Origin of the sequence: Shimia sp. SK013 (assembly GCF_001292625.1) — a bacterium.
Lineage (GTDB): Bacteria > Pseudomonadota > Alphaproteobacteria > Rhodobacterales > Rhodobacteraceae > Shimia.
Map to the genome: position 1 here is coordinate 997,948 of NZ_LAJH01000009.1, position 24,504 is coordinate 1,022,451.

Here is a 24,504-nt window from a genome sequence, read left to right on the forward strand (position 1 = left end):
ACCCCGCAAAACCCTGTGCTACGTTCAAAGCTGCGGCATTCCGAGAGATGCGCGCTTCATTGTAGGCCGTGCAAGAAACAACAGAAGATGAGCACGCCGATAATACTGCGGCGTCACACGTTTGGTTAGTAAGATGTTGGTCCCACGCCACCTGGGCCACCAGGAGTGTCAGGATCTCCAACCGGCGGATCCGTCACAACCGCCACAGGTACCGGACCCAGCAGCCCAACAATCAGCGGAATGCATTGATCGTCCGGATCTGTTTCCAACAGACTCTCTAGTTCTCGCTGCAGTTCTTCTTTGGAACCGAGGTCTCGGTAGTACGCGCAGCGCAATTCAAGATCTCCCGCCTCTTGAGCCAAAGCCGATGGATCAAGACCCGCTTGAATAAAAATCATTGAAAGCGCAGAGACTACACCAACACTTTTCCGCTTCATAATTTCACCCCACCCAGCCGTTAAGTCTTTGCATCACAATAATAATAACACAATCAATATACGGAATGTTTTGATCTGTGTCAAAATTCCGCCATTCACTTGCCCTTTTTTGGACACAATGTTTGAACCACCACCGTCAGTCAGGAGGCGGGTTTAGGCGCCTGCTTCCGACGAAAGACTCTCCTTCCGCGCGTGGACGATGGGACAGAGGAATTCTATTGTTGCCGCGATTTCGCGGCCGCGCTGCAAGCGACACGCCAGTTTGAGAGCACGCTATGCCGATCTGGCCTGAAAAATTGGCAATCTTCTCGAGCCACACGAATTGCTCCAAGTACAACACCCAAACGCAATACCTAGTGCATCGTTCCATACCTATGATCCGGGGCCGCCGGACAGCGACCCATTTCGAGTCGAATTTTATAAAACGTGCGTAGCAACGCGCCTCCAAGATCCTGTGGACCACAAAAAACAACCCTGAAGTGACTTCTACAATTTGCAAATTGCCACTGGTTTACCCAACGCTGCAATGCCAACTCGCGCCTCAAGGACCCCACAATTTTTCTTCGAAAGCTCCAGCACGAAGTGTTAAATTTCCAAGCAAAGATGCTCCAACCCATCATACCTAAAGGCATATTTTGAATGGAAAGCCGCCGATTCGCTGAGACCGTACCCGCGAGACATTTGATCTCTTTGGATCACACACACCGCATCGAGACAGATTGTTGGCGCAGATACCTTTGGTTCTGACAAGCGGCGCTCGTGAACCCGCGCAAGCCAAAGCAATCATCACATCGTGCACGCCGAAGGTTTGCTCGCCCACCAATGGGCTCGCAACACGCGAGGCAGTAACTACGTTAGGGGGCCAGAGCCCTGCCTATCGCTTCGGGATATCGCCTTTGGGCGAAACCGCTGCAAGAAGACGCGGCTTTAGAACCTCTCGCTGGGAACAGGTCGGAAGGTACTGCGATGCATATTCATATTTCATGTGAATTAGATTTTTCCCCAATCCACCATTTCGAGCGATCCAGTGCGCAACCCACGCCGGATAGGACTTCAGCATGTAATCGGTCCCCCAAGCGTTCATCTCTTGGCTGGCGCCATAAGCTCGGTGGAATGAGAAAGATGCGCCGCGCGCGATACACGTCTGCCCCGCAGGCAGGCCCAAAAACAGTGTGCAAGCTGACTGGCATTTGCCCTGGAACTTCACTTTCGAGTTTGCGTGTTTTACGCGCGATACCCTCTGCGCGTACTTCACCACGTCTCCGCCACGATCGTGGGAAATCACAATGACATTGGAACGCTTAGGTTCCGCAGCATCGGTGGTGGAGGCCCAAGCACAACCAACGAGTGCGACCGCAAAGATCGCGACATTCAAGTTGCCTGTGCGCCCCCAAGATACCTTGGGAAACTTCATTTCTTCTGCTCGCTTTCTTGCCCCTATACGCTCTCTTCGTGCGCTTGGATGTTTTTAAGGCGACACTAGCAGTTCCAAGCTAAGAAGAGGTTTCTTTTTTGCTCATTCTTTCTGGCAAAAATTGGACCCCCACTTGGCGGAAACAGTTTGTTCGCAAAGCCTGAACAATAAGGTTACCAAAACTGGATTTTGGAACAAGGCGTCACTTGCGCCAAGTTCCGCAAACGGTTTTCACGCCTCAAATTAGGAAAAAGATTCTTCCCTCTCGGCTGAACACGAAACAATTGCCCAGGTATCCCGGTGTTCAGCACGCTTCAACAACATCCCCAAACCGCGCCAGACCTTGTTGGGATTGACCATCAACCGAAGAACCGGTGTTGATGTTCAGAACTGCTTTCCGGTTACGGACACCATGTCTTGATAGAATGCCATTGACACGGTGCGCCAAAAATCTGCTCCAGCTCCTGCGTGGAAGGCATTCGGCGCGCGCGCGGATCAAACTGGACGCCCTTAGTCGCTGTGTCTACGCACAGCGCCGTCACCTGCTCAACGTCAAGGCCAGACAACCCATCGATTTCAAATCGCGTCAGATAGGGATCGCAAAGCACAACCGACTCCGCTTCAGCTTTTTCAAAAGCGCTTACGAGCTCAATTTTAAAGGTGTCGACCAGATCTTCGATGATCGGATGCATGCCACGATCCAATTCCCTCTCGAAATCCGGCCAATCCATAATCCCGACGCCTTTTCCGCTTCGTACAGCGGCGTTCACAACTTCCACCACCTCTTCTATTTGCGGCGCATTGGCTGAAAAGTCGGCGACAAATATCGAACGGTAAGCAACGCGCGGCGCGCGGATTGGCAGCATAATTCTCGGCGCCGGAAACACGCGCTTTCTAGAGGTTGTGAAGTTTGGAGCTTCGGATTGGCTCAGTTTCGACCGCCAGCGAAGATAATTCCTTCGATAATCCAGCCGAACACCGTGATAGATCGTCTTCACATGTGTTGTCTGTGCACGCGTTAAGGCCTCCGGGCGCTCCAGACTCAATGACAGAGGCACTTTCGAAAATATCGTGGTGATCTTGTCTTTTCCAAACAGAGTTTCGAACCGGCGCAGCAATTCCATGTCAGCCCCGATCCTGACACGGTCCCAATGTCCAATTTGATCGAATGCCTCGCGACGCAACATCAACGAAGAATGGTTGGTGGTAAACAGCGTTGACATCGGCCGCCAGTTACTTAGCGCATAGAGATCCGGATCCACTCTCCCCCAAACAGTCACAGCGCCCGCAGAATTGCTGCGCACAAGTAAGTGCCGCATCTGGAGTTCTATTTTTTCAGGATGGGACCAATCGTCTGAATCGTGGACCGTTATGAACGCACCTGTTGCACGCCGGAGGCCGGCATTTCTCGCAACATAAGCTCCCCTGTTGTTCTTTCCACGTAGCAATTTTATTCGCCGGTCGGTGCGCGCGATCTCCTTCACAATCTCGCAAGTCTGGTCGGTGCTGGCATCGTCGGAGACAATGATTTCCAGGTTCTTCCAAGTCTGACCCTGTAGGCTGCGCAACGCCACTGGAAGGGTTTCTTCACCGTTGTAGACCGGAATAATAACCGAGACCTTGGGTTGAACCTCTGGATCGATCGCCGCGCCTTTTGACTGCGATCCTTGAATATTGAAGAACGACAACGGCTTCTTCGGATCGAGGAGTTTCAGCGTTTCAAGCCCATTGTCAGAATAGACTTTGTTGATCCACGATAAACGTTCTCCGTCCGCCCGCCGCCGTGTCATTCCCTTTTGCCCGAAAAAGCTATTTGCCACGACAAACGTCAGGCTCGGATCACCCATTCTCTCTGACAAACTGTTTAAAGCTATCTCCCTTGCCTCTTCATTCCGGCCCGCGCGTATCAGGCAATCGGCCTCCAGAAGAGCATAGTCCTTTCTCTTGGCACGTCGCTCAGGACTGATCTGCTCCAAAGCCTCCAGAGCGTCATCTGAGCGCCCTAGGCCGCTAAACCATCTTGCCTGCTTCCAACATGCGCTCTCACGGTCTCGATCGCGCGCGTCAGGGTCATTTGCCAGCTTTTTAAGCTTCGCAAGTGCAAGAGACGAATAACCGCCCCACAACCGATTTTCCAATTCGCTCGGAGTCCAGTCTTGCCGCGTGTCTTCAACCGCGGCATTTGCAATTGCGTTTGCCTCTTTTCGCACACGCGTCACAACATTGTTGGGTGCACTTACGCTGACTTCCCGAAGTCCCAGCGACAACATCCAGAACGGTGGCACAACGTCTTCAGGATGGAACATCGGCTTGCGCAAGCATTTCATCGCAAGTCCCACACTATCGGTACCTCCGAAACGCGCATTGGCCCCTAGGGTCAACGGCAACATTCTGTCCAGATGGAACTTCCTGTCCTGCCTATAAGGCCAAGTGCCGCCGTCAAATCTCGAAAGCATCCAATTGGAGGCCATAGCCAAGCCAACTCCGTCCTCCGTCTGATACCCCCAAAGATCATCGCCGACAGAAAGAGCCAGATTTGCCAGATGCATCCATGTTTGCAAATTCATGGCGCAGAAATTGGCGCTCTGGACTTTCTTCATCTCCCGCAGCTGTTGGCCATGCACACCGAATTGAGACCCAATTCTGTATCGGCAGCGCAACAGGACGTCCGCAAGCCTCTTTGCGTCATCGACGTAAAGAGCAATGGCGGCAACCTGAAGATCGTAGCTGGTGCCTTGATAGTCACCCAATCGACTCGCCTTGCGGCCTTGCTCGCTGTCAACCAGCCAATCCAGATACGCGGTAAGCCACTCCCGGAGAACAGCACCTTCTGCCTTTGTCAGCGCTCCCGACCGCCGAAGCAATCGAACCGCATCAAGAAAGAAGTAGAAATCTCTTGTGTCGATCAAGCCGCGAGCAGATCCATTCTCAGGATCGTTGTTCGGGTTAAACTGTGCGAATTCCAAATGTGGTGACATAGCCGTTTCGGGATTGAGGAACCACCGGCGTACCAATTTTGCAGCTTGAGTATCATAACGTTTTTGTCCGCTAGCGCATCCGGCAAGCGCCAAGACCGTTGTGTCATCAAATACGCGCTGCAACCTGGTGCGATCGTATTGCGCGCTTTCGTCGGAGTATAGCTCGGAGCCAGGTGAACGATGCCCTTCCCGCCACTCTCCGGGCAACCCGTTTTGAGTGCGTTTGTCGGGCCACCAAAAGGCAGCCGGGTTGAAATAATCTTGCTTGTCTCCGGACGGTGGTTCTGTGGCTTTGTCCAATACCGAATACGTTCCACGTTCTAGCGCCAACTCCGCTTCTTGCAGCAATCGGTCATAAACCAGCGCCATATTTGACTCGGCTGGCGCTCTGGACAAAGCACCCAAGCTTTCCAACGCATAGACCGTCAAATGATCTGGTTGCATCGCGCTGGCCAACGCCTGTTGATCTAAGCCATCCAACAGATCGATTAGACCTTCCGAGCGCGCTATGGCCCGATTGACACTTTTGGTAAGCGGCGCCTCTTCGCCTTCTTCCTGCCCCGACGCCAGCCTCGCGACTCGACCAGCCTCGCCAAATGCCCCTGCATCCTCGCTGCGCTTTGATCTGGGGAGGTCCCAGACATCGTCAGCCCAACTGTCCCAAACCCCGGGAACCCCCAATCGCCACAACAGATCAACCTTGGGTCGGCGGCCATAAGGCAACTTTTCGTCAAACAAAACGCTGGAATCACTTCGAAAAATGATTTGAGGCTCTTCTTCCGGTTCAGGAATCTCTCCCCCCTCAATAAGAGGCTGATTGTCCGACACTCGCACCATCGGAACGACGAAATACTTCATATAGGGCGTTTCTTGGATGGCCGATCGAACTTCGTCCCATGCTTGCTGTGTGAGAAAACAGTTTCCGTCCCATGGCAAAACCCATTTTGCCTCGTCGCGCCCCATGTCCAGCGCAACATTTCGCGCCCCGTTGTTGTTCACCGCATAGAGTATTTTTTCGGTTCTGATATGAGCTTGGGCACGCAGTTGGTCATAATGCGTCATCTCGTCAAACTGGTCGCGGAGCATGAAATCAGGGCGCGGAAAACCGCTCAGCTTCCACCCTGCGCGGCGGTACTCGTCCAACTCAAAAGGGATAACCACATAGGATTGCCCGTGCTCATCCAAAAGATCGGTGATTGCTCGTTGTTGCGCTGGGTCGACAACACGGTTTACGATCCAGCTTTTCTTGCAGTCCTCAAAAATCGGTTCATTTTCTAGGAGGAACCGTAGGTTTCGCACCGACTGCCCGGATTTGTGCCGAGGCGGCAAGTCGTTCCCAATGATCCGGCAAAGCGCAAACGTGTCAGGTTTCTCTTGTAGACCTTTGCTATAGTATTCAGCTCTTAGAGCTGCAAAATCTGTCACAGCTTGAGGCTTCGGTTTCGGCTTGGGCAATCTCGGGCTGTAGACGCGGGACGCGCCCGGCTGGATCCGGAGCAACTCGTCATAAACGTCTTCAAGCCTGCCTCTCAGGAAAGACGGCACTCCCAAGTCCAGAAAGCTCGCCGCGTGCCACTTGCTTCGTAACAGGTGAAACCTTTCAACAAACAACGACACTTGATCGTCGCCGCAATAAATTTCGGGCGGGAAATACTCGAAGTTGTAACCTGAGTGCCGAAACGCCGTATGCTGTCCACAATCTGTTAGAAAAACGGGCCGGTAGCGTGGTTCGGTTTCCTGCCAATCCCTAATCTGGTCAACGATTTTCTCCAACCGGTCTTCGGAAACTCCAAAAGCCGCCACCATCAGAGTTACGCCTTTCGGCCCCGTGGACAGCCCCTGAAAATAGCCAGAGCCAGGCAGCATGCCGACCCCCGGCATGCTCGCAACCGGCCAACTGCTCTTCTGCGCTTCAGTCAGTCTGCGCAGGTGAAGATCGTCTGCCGGCCGCCGCTCAGCTTTCCAAAACCCGCCGATGATATCTTTCTTGTGCGACAAACCAATAAGCCGCTCATAGACACGAACGGAATTTGCGCGAAGCTTAGAAGCGGCAAGAGCGGCGCCATCGTTTCGCAGCACTCCCGAAAATTTCGACTTTTTGCCCTTCGTCATGAAACCCTCATCAACTGAGAAATAGCTTTTGCCGCAGCGGCGGCCCCGTTTTCATCAATTAAATCAAGACAATTTTTCCTGATAACTCGCCGAACAGCTTCATTCGTCAGGGCTTCGCACAAGGCAGGAAGCTGGAACAGTTCGTCCTCGGCAAGATTGAACCCTGCTTGTTTGTCCTGTGCAAACTCTGCGCGGGACCATTGATCGTCCATCTGCGGGTTACGGTTGGCGAGGAAAATTGTGGGAAGGGCAAACCTCAGTACCTCATGGTACGTGTTATATCCGGCCGCCGAGACCGAGAAGTCGAAAGCATTCAAAAAGCGGCTGATCGGAAACCCTCGAAGAACCCGTGCGCCTGGCCAGACCGGCATCCTGACCAACCCGTTTTCCCATTCGGCTACAACAATCTGTAAAGCCTCGAGTTTAGACAACTCCTTGACGACTTTATCCGCCAGTCCAAGGACATCCCTATTTGCACCAGCGCCAAGCTGGACAAGCACGGCTGCCTTTTCTTGGTTTAATCCCAACTCATCCCGCGCCTCGTGCCTTGGCAAAGCTTCGGAGCTGTCCAGCAAAGTGATCGGCGGCACCTCCAAAACTTCTGCGCGCCGAGATGCCAGAACCCCATTCTGCCGTTCCCGAGCGGCTTCGCTTGGTTCGATAATGAGATTCATGAAGCGCGTGTTGTCGATAAAAGGTGTAACCTTCTTCCCAAGCATGCCGCGCCGCACCCATACGAGTTTGCACCCGACCCTGGCACCGACCGCCTGAATTAACCCGTCGCTCGGATGGTTGCCATCAAACACCACGGCGCTTACCTGGTAGCGTTCAACAAGCTCTCTCAGTTGATACCCGAACCATTTGTCCCAGGTCTGGTAGGCTTCGCCGGTATCTGACTGGGATGGGATATACTCGGCAGCATACCCGCTCGCCTCAATGATCGGGGCGGCCTGCGCAAGGGTCGCAAAGACGGGCTCCACCTTCGCATCCATTCGACGCGCAATCGCCAACAACCGAGTGACATGTCCCAATCCCACTCCATTGGACGGTACAAACAACACCCGCGGTTTTTTGGGATGGCGGGTACGCGCTCTGCTCACCACCTTGGAAGGCGGCCCGGCAAGCCTCTGAATCCTGCCGCTCAAGACTTCTTTCGAAAACTGGAAACCGGCCTGCCGTTTCGCCTCCTGGCAAAAAGCTTTCAAAGCGTCGGTATCTGCAAACCAATTCCGAATTTCCGCTTTCAAAACATCAGCAGAGCAATAAATGGCACCAGGTCCGAAATGCGGCTTAAACCGTGGTGGCAAAAAAACCGGCTTGCCCGACGCCATCGCCGCGGCAATCACCGCCTCGGGCAGTTCAGGCGCCCGCGCGCTTGGGAAATACGCAATTGCGTCGACCAAATCGACGAAACGTTCACCTGAGATCGTGTCAAACTTTAGGCCGGTCCAACTTTTTCTCTGTGACACGGCGGCCCGTAAGTGATCGGGAGGATAGCCAACAAAAAGGAACTCCACTTCGTTTCGGAACCCGTAGGTCTCAAAAAGCTTCTTCTTGGTCGGCCATTGGCTTTCTCCAGGCGCACTAAACCGACCGACAACCAATCGCCGATCTGGCAACTCGCGCTTGCCCAGTGGGTCAACAGCGCTGGCGACCGAACGCCAATCCTCTGCCTCCATGCGCAGTGGGAGATTTTGCTTTACGACTGCTTCTCGCACCCATCTGTTGGTAGGTGCCAATACAATCTCATCAATGCCTTTTTCGTGAAGACTCCATGTGCTCAGATCAGCGTAATCAGGAAGGCTATCCACAATCAGAATAACCCGCCGCGCTGTGAGATTTTCAAAACCGGCAAACTGCCGGTCAATTTGCGTTGGAGAAAAAACCAGCACAACATTCGCATCAACCGCAGCATCACTTACTACGATTTCTGCAAGCCCCAGATTAACACAATGTTGAATATCCGGAGACGCCGCTCCCAGCGACTTGCCATTTTTAACGTGGCGGATAGCCACCCGATAGCCCATCTCATGATAGCATTCGATCTCGCGCCGGATTCTCAATCCTGTGTCGCTCTTTCGAGCCACATCGGCAACGACGAGAATGTCACAAGAGATTTGCAGTGCCCCTGACAGTTCAAAAGTCGTTTTCGTCATTCGAATAAGGCGCTTCGCATTCACAACCGCCCGTTTTTGTTGTTTCACTTCAAAGTGAACCACAGTTTCGGCTATCCGCAAAGAACCTTTTTCCAAAGCTACCAATGGCGCCTTAGCCAAAGACACAGAACTCATTGTAGACTGACGTTACACACCCGCGCGCCGACTTCTGCTCAATTCTTGAAACCCCGCTTCAGGAACCTATTGCTTCAACCGTGACACGCGCGCTCCAGTGAAATGCACACGATCTGTCGGCAGAGGCAGCCCGGTTCTTCCAGGTCTTAACAACCCGAACTTCGGAAAAACATTCGCTCTCTCCCGAACCAACACGCCGGTCGTCAACTCATGTTTTCCACCAACATAGATAGACACCGATTGTTTTGCAGACGTGTCGAGATCAACCGCAACTTCGACCCATTTGGTCTCAAAGTCCTTGCGGCCCCAAGTGCCAAGCCGAAAAGCCTCCGGCTTGGAGGGTCGCTTTAAGACCAATGCGTACAAGTCACCAAGTTCGTCCAAAACAAGCCGCACAAAGGGAGCGCACCGGCATGTCTTAGAGTCCCATTGGTGGATCGTAAAAAAGGTAGTCTGATCCGCCGACGCGAACTTTGGGTCAAAATGGACAAACGTAGAAAAGAGATAGCGTCCTCCAAGTTGCTGGCTAAAGCCTGAGACTTCGACCCGTTCCAAATAGGGCGCAGGTGGAGAATAGGACGACTTCGGTTTGTCATCACCGCCGCATTTTCCGATGTCGGCATCTTTGAGAGTAAACGTGCGTCGTCCGAAAAAGTTCCGAACTGAATTGTGCGCAGGCGGCCAGCAGCCCCCCTTTGCAAATACGATCTTCGCCGCCCCTTTCACTTGTACCGAAGCGGTTTCAACGCGTGGCATCTCTGCTAGGCCAACGCTGGCAAAGCAGAGATATAACAATGTTGCCAGAATGTATTTCATTCTAACCTCCGCCTAACATTAATGGGGCGAAATTCGGCTCGGTCAACCCACTATGCTGCCGAGACCACAGGCTGTGCACCATCCCTGTATTCCTGTTGGCGACCTTCGCTTATGCAGCATCTGAAAGGCGTGCGGGAAACGGACCATCGCTGGTGTTGCGAAACCATCGATTGAAGGCGACAAAAGCTGCCATTCATCCACCTCAGTTTCTGCTTTCGATGATGCCACCCGCGAAAAACTCAGTTATTTGCAGAAAGCAGGCAAGGAAACCCGGAGGGCCGCGTTCAATTCGCTTTCTTCTGAACTTCAGAGCCGACCACTTCTTGGGTCGCGGTCCACTGAATCTCTTTGGGACAAAAGCCAGTGCATGCATGTGGCCGAGGTCTCAATAGGGTCGAGAACGGGAATTTTCAGGCTCGATCGGACCGATTGTGTGACATGAACCATCCCGGCGCAGCCGAGAATTACAGCGTCTATTCCGTCGTCTTCTTCCGCTTTCTGAGCGGTTTTCAAGATTTGTTTTGTTGCGGGTATCGTGTCTGCTTCAAGAGCTAAGACCGGTACGCCTGACGCATGCAGCGACACGAGGTGTTGCGCCAGGCCTGCGTCCAAAATGTTCTGCTTCAACACCGGCAGAGACACGTCCAGCGTTGTGACCACGCTAAAGCGCCAATTCATGAGCGCCGCCCGATGATAGCAACTTTGGCCGATGCCGATGACAGGACAGGTTGCAAGTGCGGCTGCCTGTGTCAAAGCCGTGTCGTCGAAACACCCAATAATAATGCCGTCAACACCAGCCGCACCAGCTTTCCGGATTTCCTCAAGAAGTGGTGGCGTGGCTTCCAACCCATCCGCAGGTCCCTGAATGCTCGATGGTCCATTTATCGAGGTCCAGCCTTCAAATGTCAGGCCGGGCACAGTGGCCTGTGCCGTGCGCAGCATCGCTTCAGTCATCGCCTCAGTGCTGTTGGGATTGATGATCGCAACGCGCATTACAAATCTCCCTTGCCAGCGTCGGATCCGCGTCGAGAGCGTCTTTTGTTCATTGCCCAAGCGATGAGCAGGAACACAGCGACAATGAACAGGGAAAACACCGTTGTCAGCGTGCCCAAGGCAAAGAGAACGGGGCTTGTGACGTTTGTGGTCATCCCGAAGATTTCCAAAGGCAAGGTGTTGTAGCTGCCTGACGTAAGCAACGTACGCGCGAATTCATCGTAACTTAGCGTGAACCCGAACAGCGCAATCCCGATAAGCGACGGCGCGATAATCGGCAAAACAACATGCCGGACCACTTGCCATGGGGTGGCGCCAAGATCACGGGCAGCTTCCTCAAAGCTCGCGTCAAAGCGGTTGAACACAGCGAACATGATGAGCAGGCCAAATGGCAAAGTCCAGGTGAGCTGCGCCCCAAATCCGGAGGTAGACCAATGCACCGGCAAACCAGATTGTGACCAGATGAGCCCTACACCAAGAGAGACCAAGATCGATGGGATCACCAATGAGGTGATGGTGAGATAGAACAGCGCGGTTGACCCCGCGAAGCGCTTGCGGAATGCCAATCCGCCCATCACCGAAACAATAACCGTGGTTGTCATGACCGTAAGTCCGAGCACCAAAGAACGGCGGAACGCCCCCCAGATATCGCCGACCGCCTGTTGTTCAAAAAGGTCGCGGAACCAATGCAAGGATACCCCGCGCATTGGAAACGTCAGTCCGCCTCCCGGACCCTGAAATGACAGGACAGCTATGGTGAATGTGGGTCCGTAAAGGAAAATTAGAAACAAAGCAAAGAAAGCTGAGAGGACGTAGAAGGATCGCGAACGTGGTTCCATGTCAAAGCTCCTTCCGGATATCGACGAAGCGCAGCAATGCGCCGATGATCATCAAGACGGTCGCCAACAGCACAACCGCAGTGGCCGCAGCAGAGGGATAGGCCAGAAGCGCGATATCGTTCTGGATCATTCGCCCGACGTTGGCCGATTGGCTGCCCGACATGAACCGCACAGTGATAAAATCCCCCATAACAAGCGCCACAACGAAAATGGTGCCAATCATGATGCCCGGTTTCGTCAAAGGGATGATCACATAGCGTAGAACCTGCCTGCCTTTGGCGCCCGCGTCGACAGCGGCCTCAATCAAGGATTTGTCGATCCGCATCATGGTGTTGAAGATCGGCACAACCATGAACAAAGTGTACAGATGCACAAAAGCCAGAATGACGCTGAAGTCGCTGAACAACAGCCATTCCAGCGGCGCGTCGATGACGCCTGCCGAAATCAAGGCCGCGTTTGCAAGCCCGTTGCGCCCTAAAAACGGAATCCATGAAATCATTCGAATGATGTTGCTGGTCCAAAATGGAATGGTGCACAGCAGAAAGAGCGCGATTTGCCATGTCTGGCTGCGCACGTGAAACGCCAGAAAATACGCAACCGTAAAGCCGATCCCCAACGTAAAGACCCACGTAATGAAGGCGTATTTGATCGTGTTGAAAAACACTCGCCACGTCACCTCCGATGTCAAAAGAAACGCATAGTTGTCGAACTGAAACGCAGGGTAGATCGACCACTCGGTCGCCCCCCAAAAGCTGACGGCAACAATCATCACAATTGGCGCAACAAGGAACAGAGCGAGGACGATCGCCATCGGCGCAGCCAAGAGCCACGCGGTAACGCTTTCGGGCAGTTTTCTCATATGATTGGAAGCCGATTCAGAGGTCAAATTTCGTCAAGATCGCCCGGCTCCAAGGGCTGAAAATAGCCATCGGAGCCGGGCGTGTTCATATCAAGCGGCGATAAACTCGTTCCACTTGCGCACCATGTACTGGTTTTCATCCATCACAGCGTTCCAGCAGGCCACCGCGCCCATACGGTCATAGAAAGACCCGCCATCACGCACTTCGCCGGCTTTGGCGAGAGGAGCGTCAAACGGAGAGGTGATCACGTCGGTCGCTTCTTTGCCTTCGAACCAGAAACCCCATTCGTTTTCAGACATGAAGGCTTTGGAGGTTTCCGGCACGGCCGAGTAGTAGCCTTGACGCATCAGCAGTCCCCCCACCCATCCGCTTAGATACCAGTTAATGTACTCATAGGCAGCCTCCAGCTCCATGCCGGACAGAGAGGCCGAAAGACCAAGGCCGCCCCCCCAAGAACGATAGCCCTCTTCAAGTGGCTGATAGACACAAGGAATGCCTCGGGATTTTACCGCCGTGATGGCCGGAGACCACATGGACTGGATCACAACTTCACCAGATGCCATTAGGTTCACGGATTCATCAAATGACTTCCAGAAGGCGCGGAACTGACCGTTTTTCTTGGCTTCGGTAAAGATCCCGAGTGTCATGTCGATTTCTTCTTTGGTCATATTGCCCTTGTCTGGATAGGTGTACTCACCCATCGACTCCACAACCATCGCCATGTCCATGATCCCGATCGAGGAGATGTCCAGAATGGAGGCTTTGCCTTTGAACTCCGGGTTCAGCAGTTCAGACCAGTTCTTGATCGGGCGACCAATCAGGTCCGGGCGAATGCCCAACGTGTCCGCATTGTAGATCGTCGGGATCAGGGTCATCCAACCGGATTCTTCCTGAACAAACCCGGTTCCGTTGGCGCCAGTAGTGAAGCCGACCGTGTGCGGGGCGGTGCCCTGTGCAATCACACTATCGGGGGTCAGCTTGCCAGAGCGGAAAGTGCCCACGATCTTGTCGTAGTTTGCAATCTTGGAGGTGTCCATCGCCTGAAGGTTGCCGGTCGGCCAGATCTTTTTGCAGATCCAGTACTCGATGTCGGCAATGTCAAAACTGTCCGGCTGCGTGGCCGCGCGCTGCGTCACACTGTCAGAATCCAGTGCGGTCATTTCCAGCGTAAAGCCCAAGTCTTCTTTGACTTTTGTCGCAACTTCGTTGAGGTTGGACACCCCGGTGCCAAATTGGCGCAAGGTGATGTTTTTCGTCTCTTGTCCCCATACCATTGGAGCCGGAAGCGCGGCGGCCGCCACCGCCGCGCCACCTGCCTTCAAAAGGCTCCGGCGCGAATAGCGTACTTTTGAAATCGTAGTCATGTTCGTCTCCCTGTTCGTTTCGACGTTGTTGTTAGGCGGAAAGCGCATGCGCCGCTCTGCCATCCCAATTGAGGCCGATGGCCTCGCCCACATTCTTCGGCGCGCCGAAGAAATCCTTGTCCGACAAAATCGCTGTCACTTCCTGATCTCCAGGAACGACAGCGGTCAGCGCGACGTGCGTACCTTGATATTCAATGTTGATTATCCGGCCTTGCAATTTGGCATTTTCCGCCGGCCCAAGCGCCATCGCGTCTGAGCGCACGGCCAGCTTTCCCTCCGGCAATGCGAGTACGTTGTAAGAGCCCAGAAACTTCGCAACAAATGCGGTTCTGGGGGCGTCGAACACATCGCGGGTCTTGCCCGCCTGTTCAATTTTGGCGTGGTTCATAACCACGATTTCGTCAGCGAGCGCTAAGGCTTCGTCTTGGCCGTGGGTGACGTGAATGAACGTTATGCCAAGCTCTCGTTGCAAGCGCTTCAGCTCAGCGCGCATTCGAATGCGAAGAAACGGATCAAGCGCGGAAAGCGGCTCATCCAACAACAGGACCTGCGGTTTGGTGATCAAGGCACGTGCGAGGGCAACACGTTGTTGCTGGCCGCCGGATAGTTGGTCGGGCAGACGGTCTTGCAACGTCGTCAAATCCACCAACTCGAGCATCTCGCCTGCGCGAGCTCGGCGTTCTGCAGCATCGACGGCCTTCATCTTCAGGCTGAAGGCCACGTTTTCCAACACGCTCATATGTGGAAAGAGGGCATAGTTTTGAAACATCATCGCCGTGCCGCGCTTCGCCGGAGGCAAATAGGAAATATCGCGCCCACCCAACAGGATAGCGCCATCCGATACACTCTCGTGACCTGCTATCATGCGCAGTGTTGACGACTTCCCGCATCCTGACGGCCCCAAAAGACAGGCATAAGTCCCCGCCTCGAAGTGGTATCCGATTTCGTCCACGGCCACGGTGTTCCCGTAACGTTTTGTCAGTGCAACAAATTCGAGATCTTTGGGTTGTTTCATTTTGGCGCCTCTTTGAATTGGGATCAATGTGCGAAGTCTGAGAACAATTCCGAAGAGAATTTTGGATTTTGAAATGGGATCTAGGGGTCGGAGCCTGCGGAAGAAGCGCCCGAATAGCCAATTGTTCAATTTTCGAGCAAAAATTGTATACAATTTGCCTTGGAGTTGTTCACGTCTTGTTGTTCGACGGCCAATCTGCAAAAACCGAGGCAGGAGGTTCCATAGATGCAAATTTTTGCCTCACCGCAGACATCAACAGCTGAGGACATCGTTGCCGAGCTAACCGAGGCTGTGCATGAGCACCGCCTTCAGCCCGGCATGAAGCTACGCGAAGACGAAGTGGCGGAAATCTTTGGTGTCAGCAGAACAGTTGTACGACAGGCTCTGCGCGCGATGTCCCACGAAGGTCTGGTTGCAATCGAGCGCAATCGCGGCGCGTTTGTTGCCAAGCCGACAATCAAAGAAGCGCGCGAAGTCTTTGAAGCTCGCACATTATTAGAACCACAGACCGCGCGCGCCGCCGCCGAACGCGCCACCTCCGAAGACATCGCAGCACTAGAACGCCATATCGAAAATGAACATGCTGCGATTGACATGGGCAATGCCGGACTGGCGCTAAAGCTGTCAGGACTGTTCCACCTCGAAATTGCACGGATCGCAAATCAACGGACCATTGAGGCATTCGCTCAGCAACTTGTGTCCCGTTCGTCTTTAGTCATCGCTCTTTACTGGCAACGCAGAGGTGCGCTGTGCGAGAGCCACGCACACCACGCTCTAATGAACGCGTTCAGGCGCCAAGATCCAGACAGTGCAGAAGAGTTGATGAAGGGCCACCTGCTTGATCTCATTTCTCAACTGGATCTTCGAGACAAACCGTCTGAAAGCGCCTCTCTAAAGGATGCCCTAAAAAAATGACCGTGTTTCGCAATGCAACTTTCGAAGAGCTTTCGAGCCTTTTGAACTGGGCAGCGGATGAGGGGTGGAACCCCGGGTTGGAAGATGTGACGCCATTCTGGCAGGCTGATCCCCACGGTTTTTTTGTTGCAGAAGTTGAGGGCGAACTTGCGGCTACAATCTCTGTGGTCAATCACACGGACGACTTTGCTTTTCTGGGGCTGTATATTGCGAAGCCGGAGTATCGCGGTCAGGGTGTTGGATATGGCCTCTGGCAACATGCCCTGCGTCACGCCCATGATCGCGTGGTAGGGCTGGACGGTGTACCCGACCAACAAAAAAACTATGCGTCTTCGGGTTTTGTGTTTGTCAGCCAAACGACGCGTTTTTCTGGCGAGGTGCCCGCAAAAACGTCCGGACGGGTTTGCGTAGCATCGTCTGCAGATACAAACACAATGGTCGATTTGGAGAGCGCCGTATCCGGCGTTCGCAAGCCAACTTACATGCAAGCGTGGCTTCAGGAGGCGGAAACGCGAAAAACCCTTATCATCAGAGATGGGGATGAAATTGCGGGGTTTTGCACAGTAAGAGCTTGCCAAAGCGGTGCAAAAATCGGCCCGCTTGTCGCGACGAACTATGCCGATGCGCAGGCTTTGATGTCTCATGCTGCCGCCGTGATGGGCACCTCACTAACAGTCGATGTCCCTCAAAATTCGCCTGCGCTTAAGCTGCTTTGCGAGAACATTGACCTTGAGCCGGGATTTGCGACCGCACGAATGTATCGTGGATCACCAGTACAACTGGCTGATGAGGCCCCTGCTTATTTCGCGGTCACAAGCTTGGAGCTTGGCTAGTTTTGTCGAAGCGCCGCTCTGCTATCTCATGTACCAGCGCGGCGAAAGGGGCCATTTCCCTGCCCAATTCGGGAATGCGCCCACACGGGGTTTCGGGGTATGTCGGGCGAACAACAGATATCCTCGGCTAACAGGTATCTTCGGATTTCGTTTTTGGCGTTTCGGGTTTCCGGGCAAATACTGCCTTTGGACAACATATGACGGGCCTCTCCAACACATTCCGTGTAGGCCAATGGTGTGGGATCGCCTTCCTCTTATTAGAGGAAGGTTCTGAGAGATGGCTTTACTATTCACCGATACGGGCCAGATGCTCAAACAGCCGGGCGACGGCCTCGGCGCCGGGATCGACGTGCCCTTCAAGCTGCTCTGCGTTTATATAACTGGCGCGCCCAGCCTTCGCAGAGGTCAACGTTGCTGTATAGTTTGCGCCTTTGCGCGCGGCGGCTGCAGCTGACGACATATCGGTGTTCAAGGCCTCCAACGCGGGCAATAACGCGTCTACCATCGTGCGATCGCCGGGGTTTGCGCCGCCAACTTTTCGCATCCGGTCAAGGCCTGTTCGCAAGGCATCCTTCATTGGCTGACCGGACGATGAGGCATCACCAGCTGCCGCAAAGAAAATTGCCAAAAGCACACCAGATGACCCGCCCATAGTCTGGCTCAGCTCCAGACCAATTGCACGATAGAGCTGTGTATGATCCGCCAAGGGCAGGCTATCCATTGCATCGATCAGCGCCCGCGACGCCGTTGCCAAGGTGGATCCCGTGTCCCCGTCCCCTGATTTGGCATCCAGCGCATTCAGATCCGTTTCAGACTCGATCAGGATTTGGCAACACGCCGTTAGAAAGGCCTTGGTTTCATCATGTACGGACGCAGGTGCGCGGATCGGCGACAACCCATCGGGTAGCGGCAAAACAGCCGATTGTGTCACCGCATTGATACCTGGCCACGCAGGCACATCGACGGCCTGCGCCAAAAGCTCTTCGTCGCCATTGGTCAATTCCAAAAGCGAGATTGAAAAGCCGTGCATATCAAGTGCCGTCATCATCGCGTCAGGCCCCACCACATGTCGAACATGCTGGCCAACGTCAGAGTTCAGCAGTGAGTTCGTCAAAATCGCCATTTCAAGACATGATGCGCCACCAAGGTTATTGATCAAAGCAGCATGAGGTGTTTTTGGCATGCCGTCCGCCAGTTTCTCCGACATCTTGGCAATCGCATCCTTAGCTCCACTGGACGCAACTTGCTCCACGCCGGCTTCGCCGTGTATGCCAAGACCCAATTCTGCCATGCCGCGGGGAATACGGTTTTCTTTCAAGGATCCGGGAACTGTGCAGGTGTCCAAAGACATGCCGATGGAGCGTGTAGATGAGACCACCCGCTCTGCGGCCAACGTGCACGCTTCCAAGTTGGCGCCGTTTTCGGCCATGGCCCCGGCAATTTTGTGGACAAACAGCGTGCCCGCCACACCCCGTGCTTGAGGAAGATCTGGCAAAGCCACATCATCATCTACAATGACCATACTGACCTTATGACCAAAGGCCCGTGCCCGTTCCGCAGCGAGGCCGAAGTTTAGCCGGTCACCTGTGTAATTTTTGACAATCAACAAGCAACCGGCAGGGCCGGCAACGGCGAGGATGCCGGCCAAAACTGCGTCTACAGACGGAGACGCGAACACATCGCCACACACCGCCGCCGTTAACATTCCTTTGCCGACGAACCCGGCATGTGCGGGCTCGTGGCCCGACCCTCCACCGGACACCAAGGCAACTTTGGACTTGTCCCAGTCGGAGCGAACCACCACACGGATATGCGGATAGCCATCCAATCGTGTCAGTTTGCCGCCGGAGACCGAAATCGCGCCGTCTATGGCGTCGGTGACCATGTTTTCTTTTTCATTGGTAAAATGTTGCACGTCTCTCTCCCCTTAGGCGACACGAGCGCCAGTGGCGTCGAAATAGTATGGATTGTTTGGGCGGATTTTGACGATGTCGCCGCCGTTCAGTTCGGTATGAGCATGTGTTACCGTCGTGATCTCATGATCTTTAAAAACAAGGTGCAATCGGGTCTGATCACCAAGGTGCTCGACACGAGTCACAAGGCTGTCTTGCCCCTCGCCTTGCACGATGTGCTCGGGGCGCAGTCCAATAGTCTGCGCGGCTGAGGGCGCCGGACCAAAAAGATCTGCAGGCAAAATATTCACGCGCGGTTGTCCAAGACGGCTGGCCGCGTAAACGCTGACCGGGTTCTCATAGATTTCACGTGGTGTGCCAAATTGGACCAGCTTGCCATTGTCCAAGACCCCAACATGGGTGGCCATTGTCATTGCTTCGATCTGGTCGTGGGTCACATAAAGCAGGGTTGCGCCAGAATTGGCTTGAATGCTTTTAAGTTCGACCCGCAAATCGGACCGCAATTTTGCATCAAGCGAACTGAGCGGTTCGTCCATCAGATAGACAGATGGTTGCCGCACAAGCGCGCGTCCAATGGACACCCGTTGCATCTCGCCGCCCGACAAGGCCGTGGCCTTATTGTCGAGTTTGTGACTGATCTGAAGGACTTCGGCCACTTCGCCAACTTTTCGATTGATTTCATCCGGCGGCGTTTTCAAGATCGGCGACTTCAAAGGGAATTCAAGGTTCTGCCGGACCGTCAAATGCGGATACAGGGAGTATTGCTGGAACACCATCGTGACGTCCCGCTGGGCCGGTGTCTGTCCTGCCATATCCACGCCACCAATGGACACGCTGCCCGTATCGGGCGTATCCAAACCGGACACCATCCTCAAAGTGGTTGTCTTGCCTGCGCCAGTTGGGCCAAGCAGAACAACAAAAGAGCCATCGGGAACCGTCATAGTAATGTTGTCCAGGGCGGTTTCGTCCCCAAAGGATTTGGTCAGACCTTTCAAAGAAACTTCAGCCATAGGTCAAAACCCCCTCGTTGGCTTCGCTTTTGAGCGCTTGGCCTGTGTCTGCATTGAACATTGATATGGTTCTGGCGTCGAAGTGCAGGCCGGTTCTTTCGCCAACTTTCACCACATCCGAAGACGGCACACGCGCCTTGATGGTGCCGTTAGATGTTTTCATGGTGATGATCTGTGTGGTGCCAAGATATTCGACCGCCGCGACTTCGCCTCGATACGGCGCCGCGTCGTCCAATTTGATATGCTCGGGGCGGACGCCAAAGGTCAGATCGCCATTTGCGCCATCCAACATGCGTGGAATTTCAAACGCCACATCGCCAAAACGCACTTTGCTTTCGCCATTCCCCACCATGCCGCGAAACTCAAGGAAGTTCATTGGAGGCGAGCCGATAAACTGCGCGACAAATTTGGTTGCGGGCCAGTCATAAATATCCTGCGGCACGCCAAATTGCTCAACAACGCCATGGTTCATCACCACAATCTTGTCGCCCATCTGCATGGCCTCCAACTGATCATGCGTCACATAGACTGTTGTTGCATTCATCCGATCGTGCAGCGCCCGAAGCTCTTCAGACATGTGCTCACGAAACTCAGCATCCAGCGCGCCCAACGGTTCATCCATAAAGAACGCCTTGGGATCGCGGACAATGGCCCGGCCAAGGGCCACACGCTGTCGATCGCCACCGGACAGGCCACCAACTGGCTTCTTAAGAATATCGGTGATGCCCAGGATCTCTGCGATTTCGTGCACTTTCTTGGTCGCTTGGGCCTTTGGCATACCCTGACTGATCAGCGGGTAGCTGATGTTTTTGCCAACGTTTAGATGCGGATAAAGCGCGAACATCTGAAAGACGAAGGCGATGTCACGTTGGCTCGCAGGCTTCATGCCGACCTCTTCGCCGTCGATGAAAATCTCGCCTGACGTCGGCAGTTCGAGGCCAGCCATCATGCGCAAGGTTGTTGTTTTGCCGCAGCCCGATGGACCCAGCAGCATAAAGAATTCTCCGTCTTCGATGGTAAATGTGGATGACTTGACCGCGTTGAACGCCCCGAAGTCCTTGCGCACGTTTTCTATTCTTATCTGTGCCATGTGTTACTCCGGAAAATGGCTGACGATGACAAACATCACCGTGCCAACAAGTGTGACGATAAAGGAGTAGCTGTAGAGCCCGAGTGCGAAGGGCTGCATCAGCATGATCACCCCTAGCGCAATCAGAAGCGACGCCAGCATTTCCCATGGACCGCGACGTAGCCGCATCAGGCCATTGATAAACTTGGTCATTTGCGTACCGCTCCAAAGGTAATGCCGCGCAGCAGGTGTTTGCGCAGAAGCACCGTGAACACCATCACGGGAACAAGGAAGATCGTGGCGCCTGCGGCCACAGCCGGCCAATCTTTGCCGTTAACGCCAATGATATTGGGGATGAAGGGCGGCGCTGTTTGGGCTGTCCCCGATGTCAGAAGCACCGCGAAAGCATACTCGTTCCAAGCAAAGATCAGACAGAAGATTGCGGTGGAGGCGATGCCTGTTGCGGCCTGTGGCAGCACCACCTTGTAGAAAGCTTGAAACCGGGTGTAGCCATCAATCAGAGCGGCCTCTTCATACTCGATCGGGATCTCGTCAATGAAGCCTTTCAAGAGCCAGACCGAGAGCGACAAGTTGACCGCCGTATAGAGCAGGATCATCCCGAGATGCGTGTCGTTCAGGCCAAGGTTGCGGAACATCAGGAAAATCGGGATCGCGACCGCAATCGGCGGCATCATCCGGGTTGAGAGGATGAAAAACAGCAGATCATCTTTGAGAGGCACGCGGAAGCGACTGAAGGCATAGGCCGCAGCTGTCCCCAAAACCATGCACAAAAAAGTTGAACCGAAACCGATGATAACGGAGTTCAGAAACCGCTCGCCATAGCGTGACGGGCCAGAAATAATCGTGCCGCGTTTGCGTGCAATTTCATCATACCACGTCTGCGGTGGTCCCGCCGCTTCCAGCATATCGTCGGTGGCGCGCGTGCGATCCGTGAACAGGTTCACATATCCTTCCAAGGTCGGCTCAAACACCACGACGGGCGGGTAGGAAATTGAGTCCGCAGGTGACTTGAACCCTGTCGCGATAATCCACAGCAAAGGAATAATCGTGACGACGGCATAGGTGACCACCAAAAGCCCAGCAAACCACTTGGTGCTCTTGTTTGGTTCTGTGACTGAGAAACTCATCGTTCTTTCACCTTATTGAGCGCTTTCACGTAGATCGAAGCGAGCCCGAAGACCGTGACAAACAGGATGACCGCATAGGCCGACGAATACCCTGTGCGCCACTTTTCAAAAGCTTCGCGCTTTAGATCGATGGATGTGAGCGTTGTGGTGTTGCCGGGCCCGCCGCCCGTAAGCTGAACCACAAGGTCGAACATTTTGAAGTTCTCGATCCCACGGAACAACACAGCCAGCATCAAAAACGGCAGCGCCATCGGAATTGTAATTGTCCAAAACTGACGCCACTTGCTGGCGCGGTCGCATTCGGCGGCTTCATAAATGCTGTCAGGGATGGAGCGCAAACCAGCCAAACAAATCAGCATCACAAAGGGCGTCCACATCCACGTATCCGCGATGATGATCGCCCAAGGGGCCAAATGCACATCCCCAATCATCGAGAAACTCGCAGGATCTGCGCCGGTAAAAAAGGCGACAACGTAGTTAAACAAGCCGATCTGCGGCTGATACAGGAAGGTCCAGAAGTTCCCGACCACCGCGGGGGACAGCATCATCGGGAAAACGATGATCGTCGTCCACAAATCGTTGCCCTTGAATTTCTTGTTGATCAGGAAGGCCAGAAAAAAACCGATGAGCACTTGCAGCGCAATCGTCCAAAGCAGGAAATGCGCTGTCGCCTGCATTGTGTTCCAAATATCCGGATCGCTCAGTATGCGTTTGTAATTTCGCAATCCGACCCATTCGACGTCGTTGTTCGGACGGTTCACCCGAAAGTTTGTGAAGCTAAGCCGGATCGTCCAGATAAGTGGGAAGATATTCACCGCCAGCAGCAAGAAGATGGTCGGGGCAACAAAGATCCATGCAATTGCGCGATCTGACAGGCCCCTGATCTTTCTGGCTACTCCGTCGGGCGTACTTTGCGCCGCCCTGTGAATGGGAGAGGTGGTCATGGTTTTATTTCCTTCAAGTCGGATCCAACAGACCCGGCTGAACACAGTAGCTATGTGAGAACTCCAGCCGGAAGAGCACCGGCTGGAGACATGTCGGACCCTCAAAAAGGACGGCCGACAGGGAGGAGTGCTTAGAGTTTGCCTTCGTCTTCGAACACTTCGGTCCAATCCCGAACCAAACCATCAAGAGCGTCTTGTGCGCTCCCTTCGCCAGCGATGGCAAAGCCATGCAGACGCTCCTGTGCAGCGATCAAAAGGTCCGCATAGGCCGGCTCGGCCCAGAAATCTTTCACGATCGCCATGGAGTCCAAAAACGCCTGAGCATAGGGCTGACTTCCGACAAAGGACGGGTCATCGACAACCGCATTCAATGCGGAATAGCCGCCCATTTCCCACCAACGCGCCTGAACTTTCGGCTGTGCGAACCATTGGATGTACTCAAGCGCGGCCTCTTGATTTTCAGAGTATGATACAACGGAAATGCCTTGGCCGCCGAGCTGCGCAAATTGTCCTGCCGGACCCGGAGGGTTCGCAAAATAGCCCGATTTGTCGCCGCCAACATTGGTGTCCGCATGGACCCCAGGCCAGACAAAGGCAAAGCCCATGGACATCGCCACCTGACCGGAGCGATAGGCGTCAATGTTTTCGCCCATGTACCAGTTTGATGAGCCCGGAGGCGCCCCAACGTCGTAAAGCTCCTTGTAGTATTCCAGCCCCGCGACGGCCCCTGGAGAATTCACAAACCCTTCAAGGTCGTAGGGCTGCGCTGGGTTCTCATATTCGAAACCAAAGTTATACAGGGCATTTGTGGCGCCCATTGTGATTCCTTCAGACCCACGCTCGGTGTAAAGCGACACGCCATATACGGTTGTGCCGTCAATTTCACGTCCCTGAAAGAACGTGGCGATGTCCTTCAGCTGATCAAGGGAGGCCGGAACATCCAATGCATAGCCATAGGTGTCCATAAATTCGGCCTGCAACTCTGGACGTTCAAACCAATCACGGCGGTAAGACCAGCCGACAACATCGCCAAATGCGGGCAACGCATAGTAGTTTGGAGTGCCTTTGGGCCATTCGGAATAGCCGGTAACGGTGGCAGGAATGAAGTCATCCATTGAAATGCCGTTGGCGTCAAAGAAATCATTCAGCTTGATGTAATGGCCGTTCTCCGCACCGCCACCGATCCATTGGCTGTCACCAATCATCAGATCGCATAGCTGACCGCCGGAGTTCAATTCGTTCAACATGCGGTCGGCAAAGCTGGGCCAGGGTACAAACTCAAAACTCATGTTGTGACCGGATTGCGCCTCAAAGTCTTTGCTGAGCTCAACCAGAGCATTTGCGGGGTCCCATGCCGCCCAACAGAGTGTCAGGTCTTCCGCGGCGGCTGCTGTTGCTAAGCCAGACGCAAGAATTGCCCCGACTGCAACAGACGTCATCATCTTCGGTTTCATTTGGTATACTCCTCCCATTCCAGTTTTCGCCGGGCCCCCTCGCCAAGACTCAGCCTGCACCATTGCTAACTGAGGCACGTGCATCATTTCAAGTTTTTT

Annotated in this window: 19 protein-coding genes; 2 read left to right on the plus strand and 17 right to left on the minus strand. The window is 54.0% G+C overall.

All coding sequences use genetic code 11. The features are described 5' to 3' along the window. Window positions 1–125: 125 nt before the first annotated feature. The 10 genes from SHIM_RS07455 to SHIM_RS07500 form a co-directional block, all read right to left on the minus strand. Window positions 126–398, minus strand: coding sequence for a hypothetical protein (locus tag SHIM_RS07455; protein ID WP_152926471.1), 273 nt, complete (start codon window positions 396–398; stop codon window positions 126–128). A gap of 913 nt (window positions 399–1,311) precedes the next feature. Beyond that, window positions 1,312–1,851 (minus strand): hypothetical protein, encoded by a 540-nt coding sequence (locus SHIM_RS07460; RefSeq protein WP_152926472.1) that lies wholly within the window; start codon window positions 1,849–1,851, stop codon window positions 1,312–1,314. 401 nt (window positions 1,852–2,252) lie between these two features. Next, window positions 2,253–6,635: an alginate lyase family protein gene (locus tag SHIM_RS07465; RefSeq protein WP_193749878.1), complete on the minus strand. Its 4,383-nt coding sequence runs from the start codon at window positions 6,633–6,635 to the stop codon at window positions 2,253–2,255. Window positions 6,636–6,937: 302 nt separating this feature from the next. After that, the gene (locus SHIM_RS07470) at window positions 6,938–9,232 is read right to left on the minus strand and encodes a hypothetical protein (protein WP_152926473.1); all 2,295 of its coding nucleotides are present in this window, start codon (window positions 9,230–9,232) and stop codon (window positions 6,938–6,940) included. Window positions 9,233–9,298: 66 nt separating this feature from the next. After that, complete coding sequence (locus SHIM_RS07475) at window positions 9,299–10,048, minus strand: hypothetical protein (RefSeq protein WP_054001918.1); 750 nt, start codon at window positions 10,046–10,048, stop codon at window positions 9,299–9,301. Window positions 10,049–10,354: 306 nt separating this feature from the next. Further along, the gene (locus tag SHIM_RS07480) at window positions 10,355–11,041 is read right to left on the minus strand and encodes an aspartate/glutamate racemase family protein (RefSeq protein ID WP_082358298.1); all 687 of its coding nucleotides are present in this window, start codon (window positions 11,039–11,041) and stop codon (window positions 10,355–10,357) included. Further along, entirely contained in the window at window positions 11,041–11,880 is an 840-nt protein-coding gene (locus tag SHIM_RS07485; protein ID WP_054001919.1) for an ABC transporter permease, read from the minus strand. The genes SHIM_RS07480 and SHIM_RS07485 overlap by 1 nt, the downstream gene beginning before the upstream one ends. A 1-nt stretch (window position 11,881) precedes the next feature. Next, on the minus strand, window positions 11,882–12,739 hold the full coding sequence (locus tag SHIM_RS07490) for an ABC transporter permease (RefSeq protein ID WP_054001920.1): 858 nt from the start codon (window positions 12,737–12,739) through the stop codon (window positions 11,882–11,884). 90 nt (window positions 12,740–12,829) lie between these two features. Beyond that, window positions 12,830–14,095, minus strand: coding sequence for an ABC transporter substrate-binding protein (locus tag SHIM_RS07495; protein WP_152926487.1), 1,266 nt, complete (start codon window positions 14,093–14,095; stop codon window positions 12,830–12,832). A gap of 40 nt (window positions 14,096–14,135) precedes the next feature. Beyond that, window positions 14,136–15,119 carry an ABC transporter ATP-binding protein gene (locus tag SHIM_RS07500; protein WP_054001921.1) on the minus strand — a complete coding sequence of 328 codons (984 nt, stop codon included), beginning with the start codon at window positions 15,117–15,119 and terminating at the stop codon, window positions 14,136–14,138. A 225-nt stretch (window positions 15,120–15,344) separates the two neighbouring features. On the opposite strand from SHIM_RS07500, the gene SHIM_RS07505 reads away from it, so the two are divergent. After that, window positions 15,345–16,034, plus strand: a complete 690-nt coding sequence (locus SHIM_RS07505; protein WP_054001922.1) for a GntR family transcriptional regulator — start codon at window positions 15,345–15,347, stop codon at window positions 16,032–16,034. Then, window positions 16,031–16,867 (plus strand): GNAT family N-acetyltransferase, encoded by an 837-nt coding sequence (locus tag SHIM_RS07510; protein WP_054001923.1) that lies wholly within the window; start codon window positions 16,031–16,033, stop codon window positions 16,865–16,867. The genes SHIM_RS07505 and SHIM_RS07510 overlap by 4 nt, the downstream gene beginning before the upstream one ends. Window positions 16,868–17,153: 286 nt before the next feature. On the opposite strand, the gene SHIM_RS07515 is transcribed toward SHIM_RS07510, so the two are convergent. The 7 genes from SHIM_RS07515 to SHIM_RS07545 form a co-directional block, all read right to left on the minus strand. Further along, a complete protein-coding gene (locus SHIM_RS07515) occupies window positions 17,154–18,752 on the minus strand; it encodes a dihydroxyacetone kinase subunit DhaK (RefSeq protein ID WP_446740601.1) in 1,599 nt (532 codons plus the stop codon). 42 nt (window positions 18,753–18,794) lie between these two features. Then, on the minus strand, window positions 18,795–19,790 hold the full coding sequence (locus tag SHIM_RS07520; RefSeq protein WP_054001925.1) for an ABC transporter ATP-binding protein: 996 nt from the start codon (window positions 19,788–19,790) through the stop codon (window positions 18,795–18,797). Then, the gene (locus SHIM_RS07525) at window positions 19,783–20,880 is read right to left on the minus strand and encodes an ABC transporter ATP-binding protein (protein ID WP_054001926.1); all 1,098 of its coding nucleotides are present in this window, start codon (window positions 20,878–20,880) and stop codon (window positions 19,783–19,785) included. The genes SHIM_RS07520 and SHIM_RS07525 overlap by 8 nt, the downstream gene beginning before the upstream one ends. Window positions 20,881–20,883: 3 nt before the next feature. Next, window positions 20,884–21,072: a hypothetical protein gene (locus tag SHIM_RS07530; RefSeq protein WP_054001927.1), complete on the minus strand. Its 189-nt coding sequence runs from the start codon at window positions 21,070–21,072 to the stop codon at window positions 20,884–20,886. Then, a complete protein-coding gene (locus SHIM_RS07535) occupies window positions 21,069–22,007 on the minus strand; it encodes a carbohydrate ABC transporter permease (protein WP_054001928.1) in 939 nt (312 codons plus the stop codon). The genes SHIM_RS07530 and SHIM_RS07535 overlap by 4 nt, the downstream gene beginning before the upstream one ends. Next, a complete protein-coding gene (locus tag SHIM_RS07540; RefSeq protein ID WP_054001929.1) occupies window positions 22,004–22,951 on the minus strand; it encodes a carbohydrate ABC transporter permease in 948 nt (315 codons plus the stop codon). Before SHIM_RS07540 ends, SHIM_RS07535 begins: the two co-directional genes overlap by 4 nt. A gap of 131 nt (window positions 22,952–23,082) precedes the next feature. Further along, on the minus strand, window positions 23,083–24,405 hold the full coding sequence (locus SHIM_RS07545; protein WP_054001930.1) for an ABC transporter substrate-binding protein: 1,323 nt from the start codon (window positions 24,403–24,405) through the stop codon (window positions 23,083–23,085). Window positions 24,406–24,504 lie beyond the last annotated feature (99 nt).

Bases quoted from the DNA above. Each gene is read 5' to 3' on its own strand.
- SHIM_RS07455 (WP_152926471.1), bottom strand. From the start codon at position 398: ATGATTTTTATTCAAGCGGGTCTTGATCCATCGGCTTTGGCTCAAGAG.
- SHIM_RS07460 (WP_152926472.1), bottom strand. From the start codon at position 1,851: ATGAAGTTTCCCAAGGTATCTTGGGGGCGCACAGGCAACTTGAATGTC.
- SHIM_RS07500 (WP_054001921.1), bottom strand. From the start codon at position 15,119: ATGAAACAACCCAAAGATCTCGAATTTGTTGCACTGACAAAACGTTAC.
- SHIM_RS07465 (WP_193749878.1), bottom strand. From the start codon at position 6,635: ATGGTGGCGGCTTTTGGAGTTTCCGAAGACCGGTTGGAGAAAATCGTT.
- SHIM_RS07475 (WP_054001918.1), bottom strand. From the start codon at position 10,048: ATGAAATACATTCTGGCAACATTGTTATATCTCTGCTTTGCCAGCGTT.
- SHIM_RS07520 (WP_054001925.1), bottom strand. From the start codon at position 19,790: ATGGCTGAAGTTTCTTTGAAAGGTCTGACCAAATCCTTTGGGGACGAA.
- SHIM_RS07510 (WP_054001923.1), top strand. From the start codon at position 16,031: ATGACCGTGTTTCGCAATGCAACTTTCGAAGAGCTTTCGAGCCTTTTG.
- SHIM_RS07470 (WP_152926473.1), bottom strand. From the start codon at position 9,232: ATGAGTTCTGTGTCTTTGGCTAAGGCGCCATTGGTAGCTTTGGAAAAA.
- SHIM_RS07540 (WP_054001929.1), bottom strand. From the start codon at position 22,951: ATGACCACCTCTCCCATTCACAGGGCGGCGCAAAGTACGCCCGACGGA.
- SHIM_RS07545 (WP_054001930.1), bottom strand. From the start codon at position 24,405: ATGAAACCGAAGATGATGACGTCTGTTGCAGTCGGGGCAATTCTTGCG.
- SHIM_RS07480 (WP_082358298.1), bottom strand. From the start codon at position 11,041: ATGCGCGTTGCGATCATCAATCCCAACAGCACTGAGGCGATGACTGAA.
- SHIM_RS07505 (WP_054001922.1), top strand. From the start codon at position 15,345: ATGCAAATTTTTGCCTCACCGCAGACATCAACAGCTGAGGACATCGTT.
- SHIM_RS07515 (WP_446740601.1), bottom strand. From the start codon at position 18,752: ATGGTCACCGACGCCATAGACGGCGCGATTTCGGTCTCCGGCGGCAAA.
- SHIM_RS07535 (WP_054001928.1), bottom strand. From the start codon at position 22,007: ATGAGTTTCTCAGTCACAGAACCAAACAAGAGCACCAAGTGGTTTGCT.
- SHIM_RS07485 (WP_054001919.1), bottom strand. From the start codon at position 11,880: ATGGAACCACGTTCGCGATCCTTCTACGTCCTCTCAGCTTTCTTTGCT.
- SHIM_RS07525 (WP_054001926.1), bottom strand. From the start codon at position 20,880: ATGGCACAGATAAGAATAGAAAACGTGCGCAAGGACTTCGGGGCGTTC.
- SHIM_RS07490 (WP_054001920.1), bottom strand. From the start codon at position 12,739: ATGAGAAAACTGCCCGAAAGCGTTACCGCGTGGCTCTTGGCTGCGCCG.
- SHIM_RS07530 (WP_054001927.1), bottom strand. From the start codon at position 21,072: ATGACCAAGTTTATCAATGGCCTGATGCGGCTACGTCGCGGTCCATGG.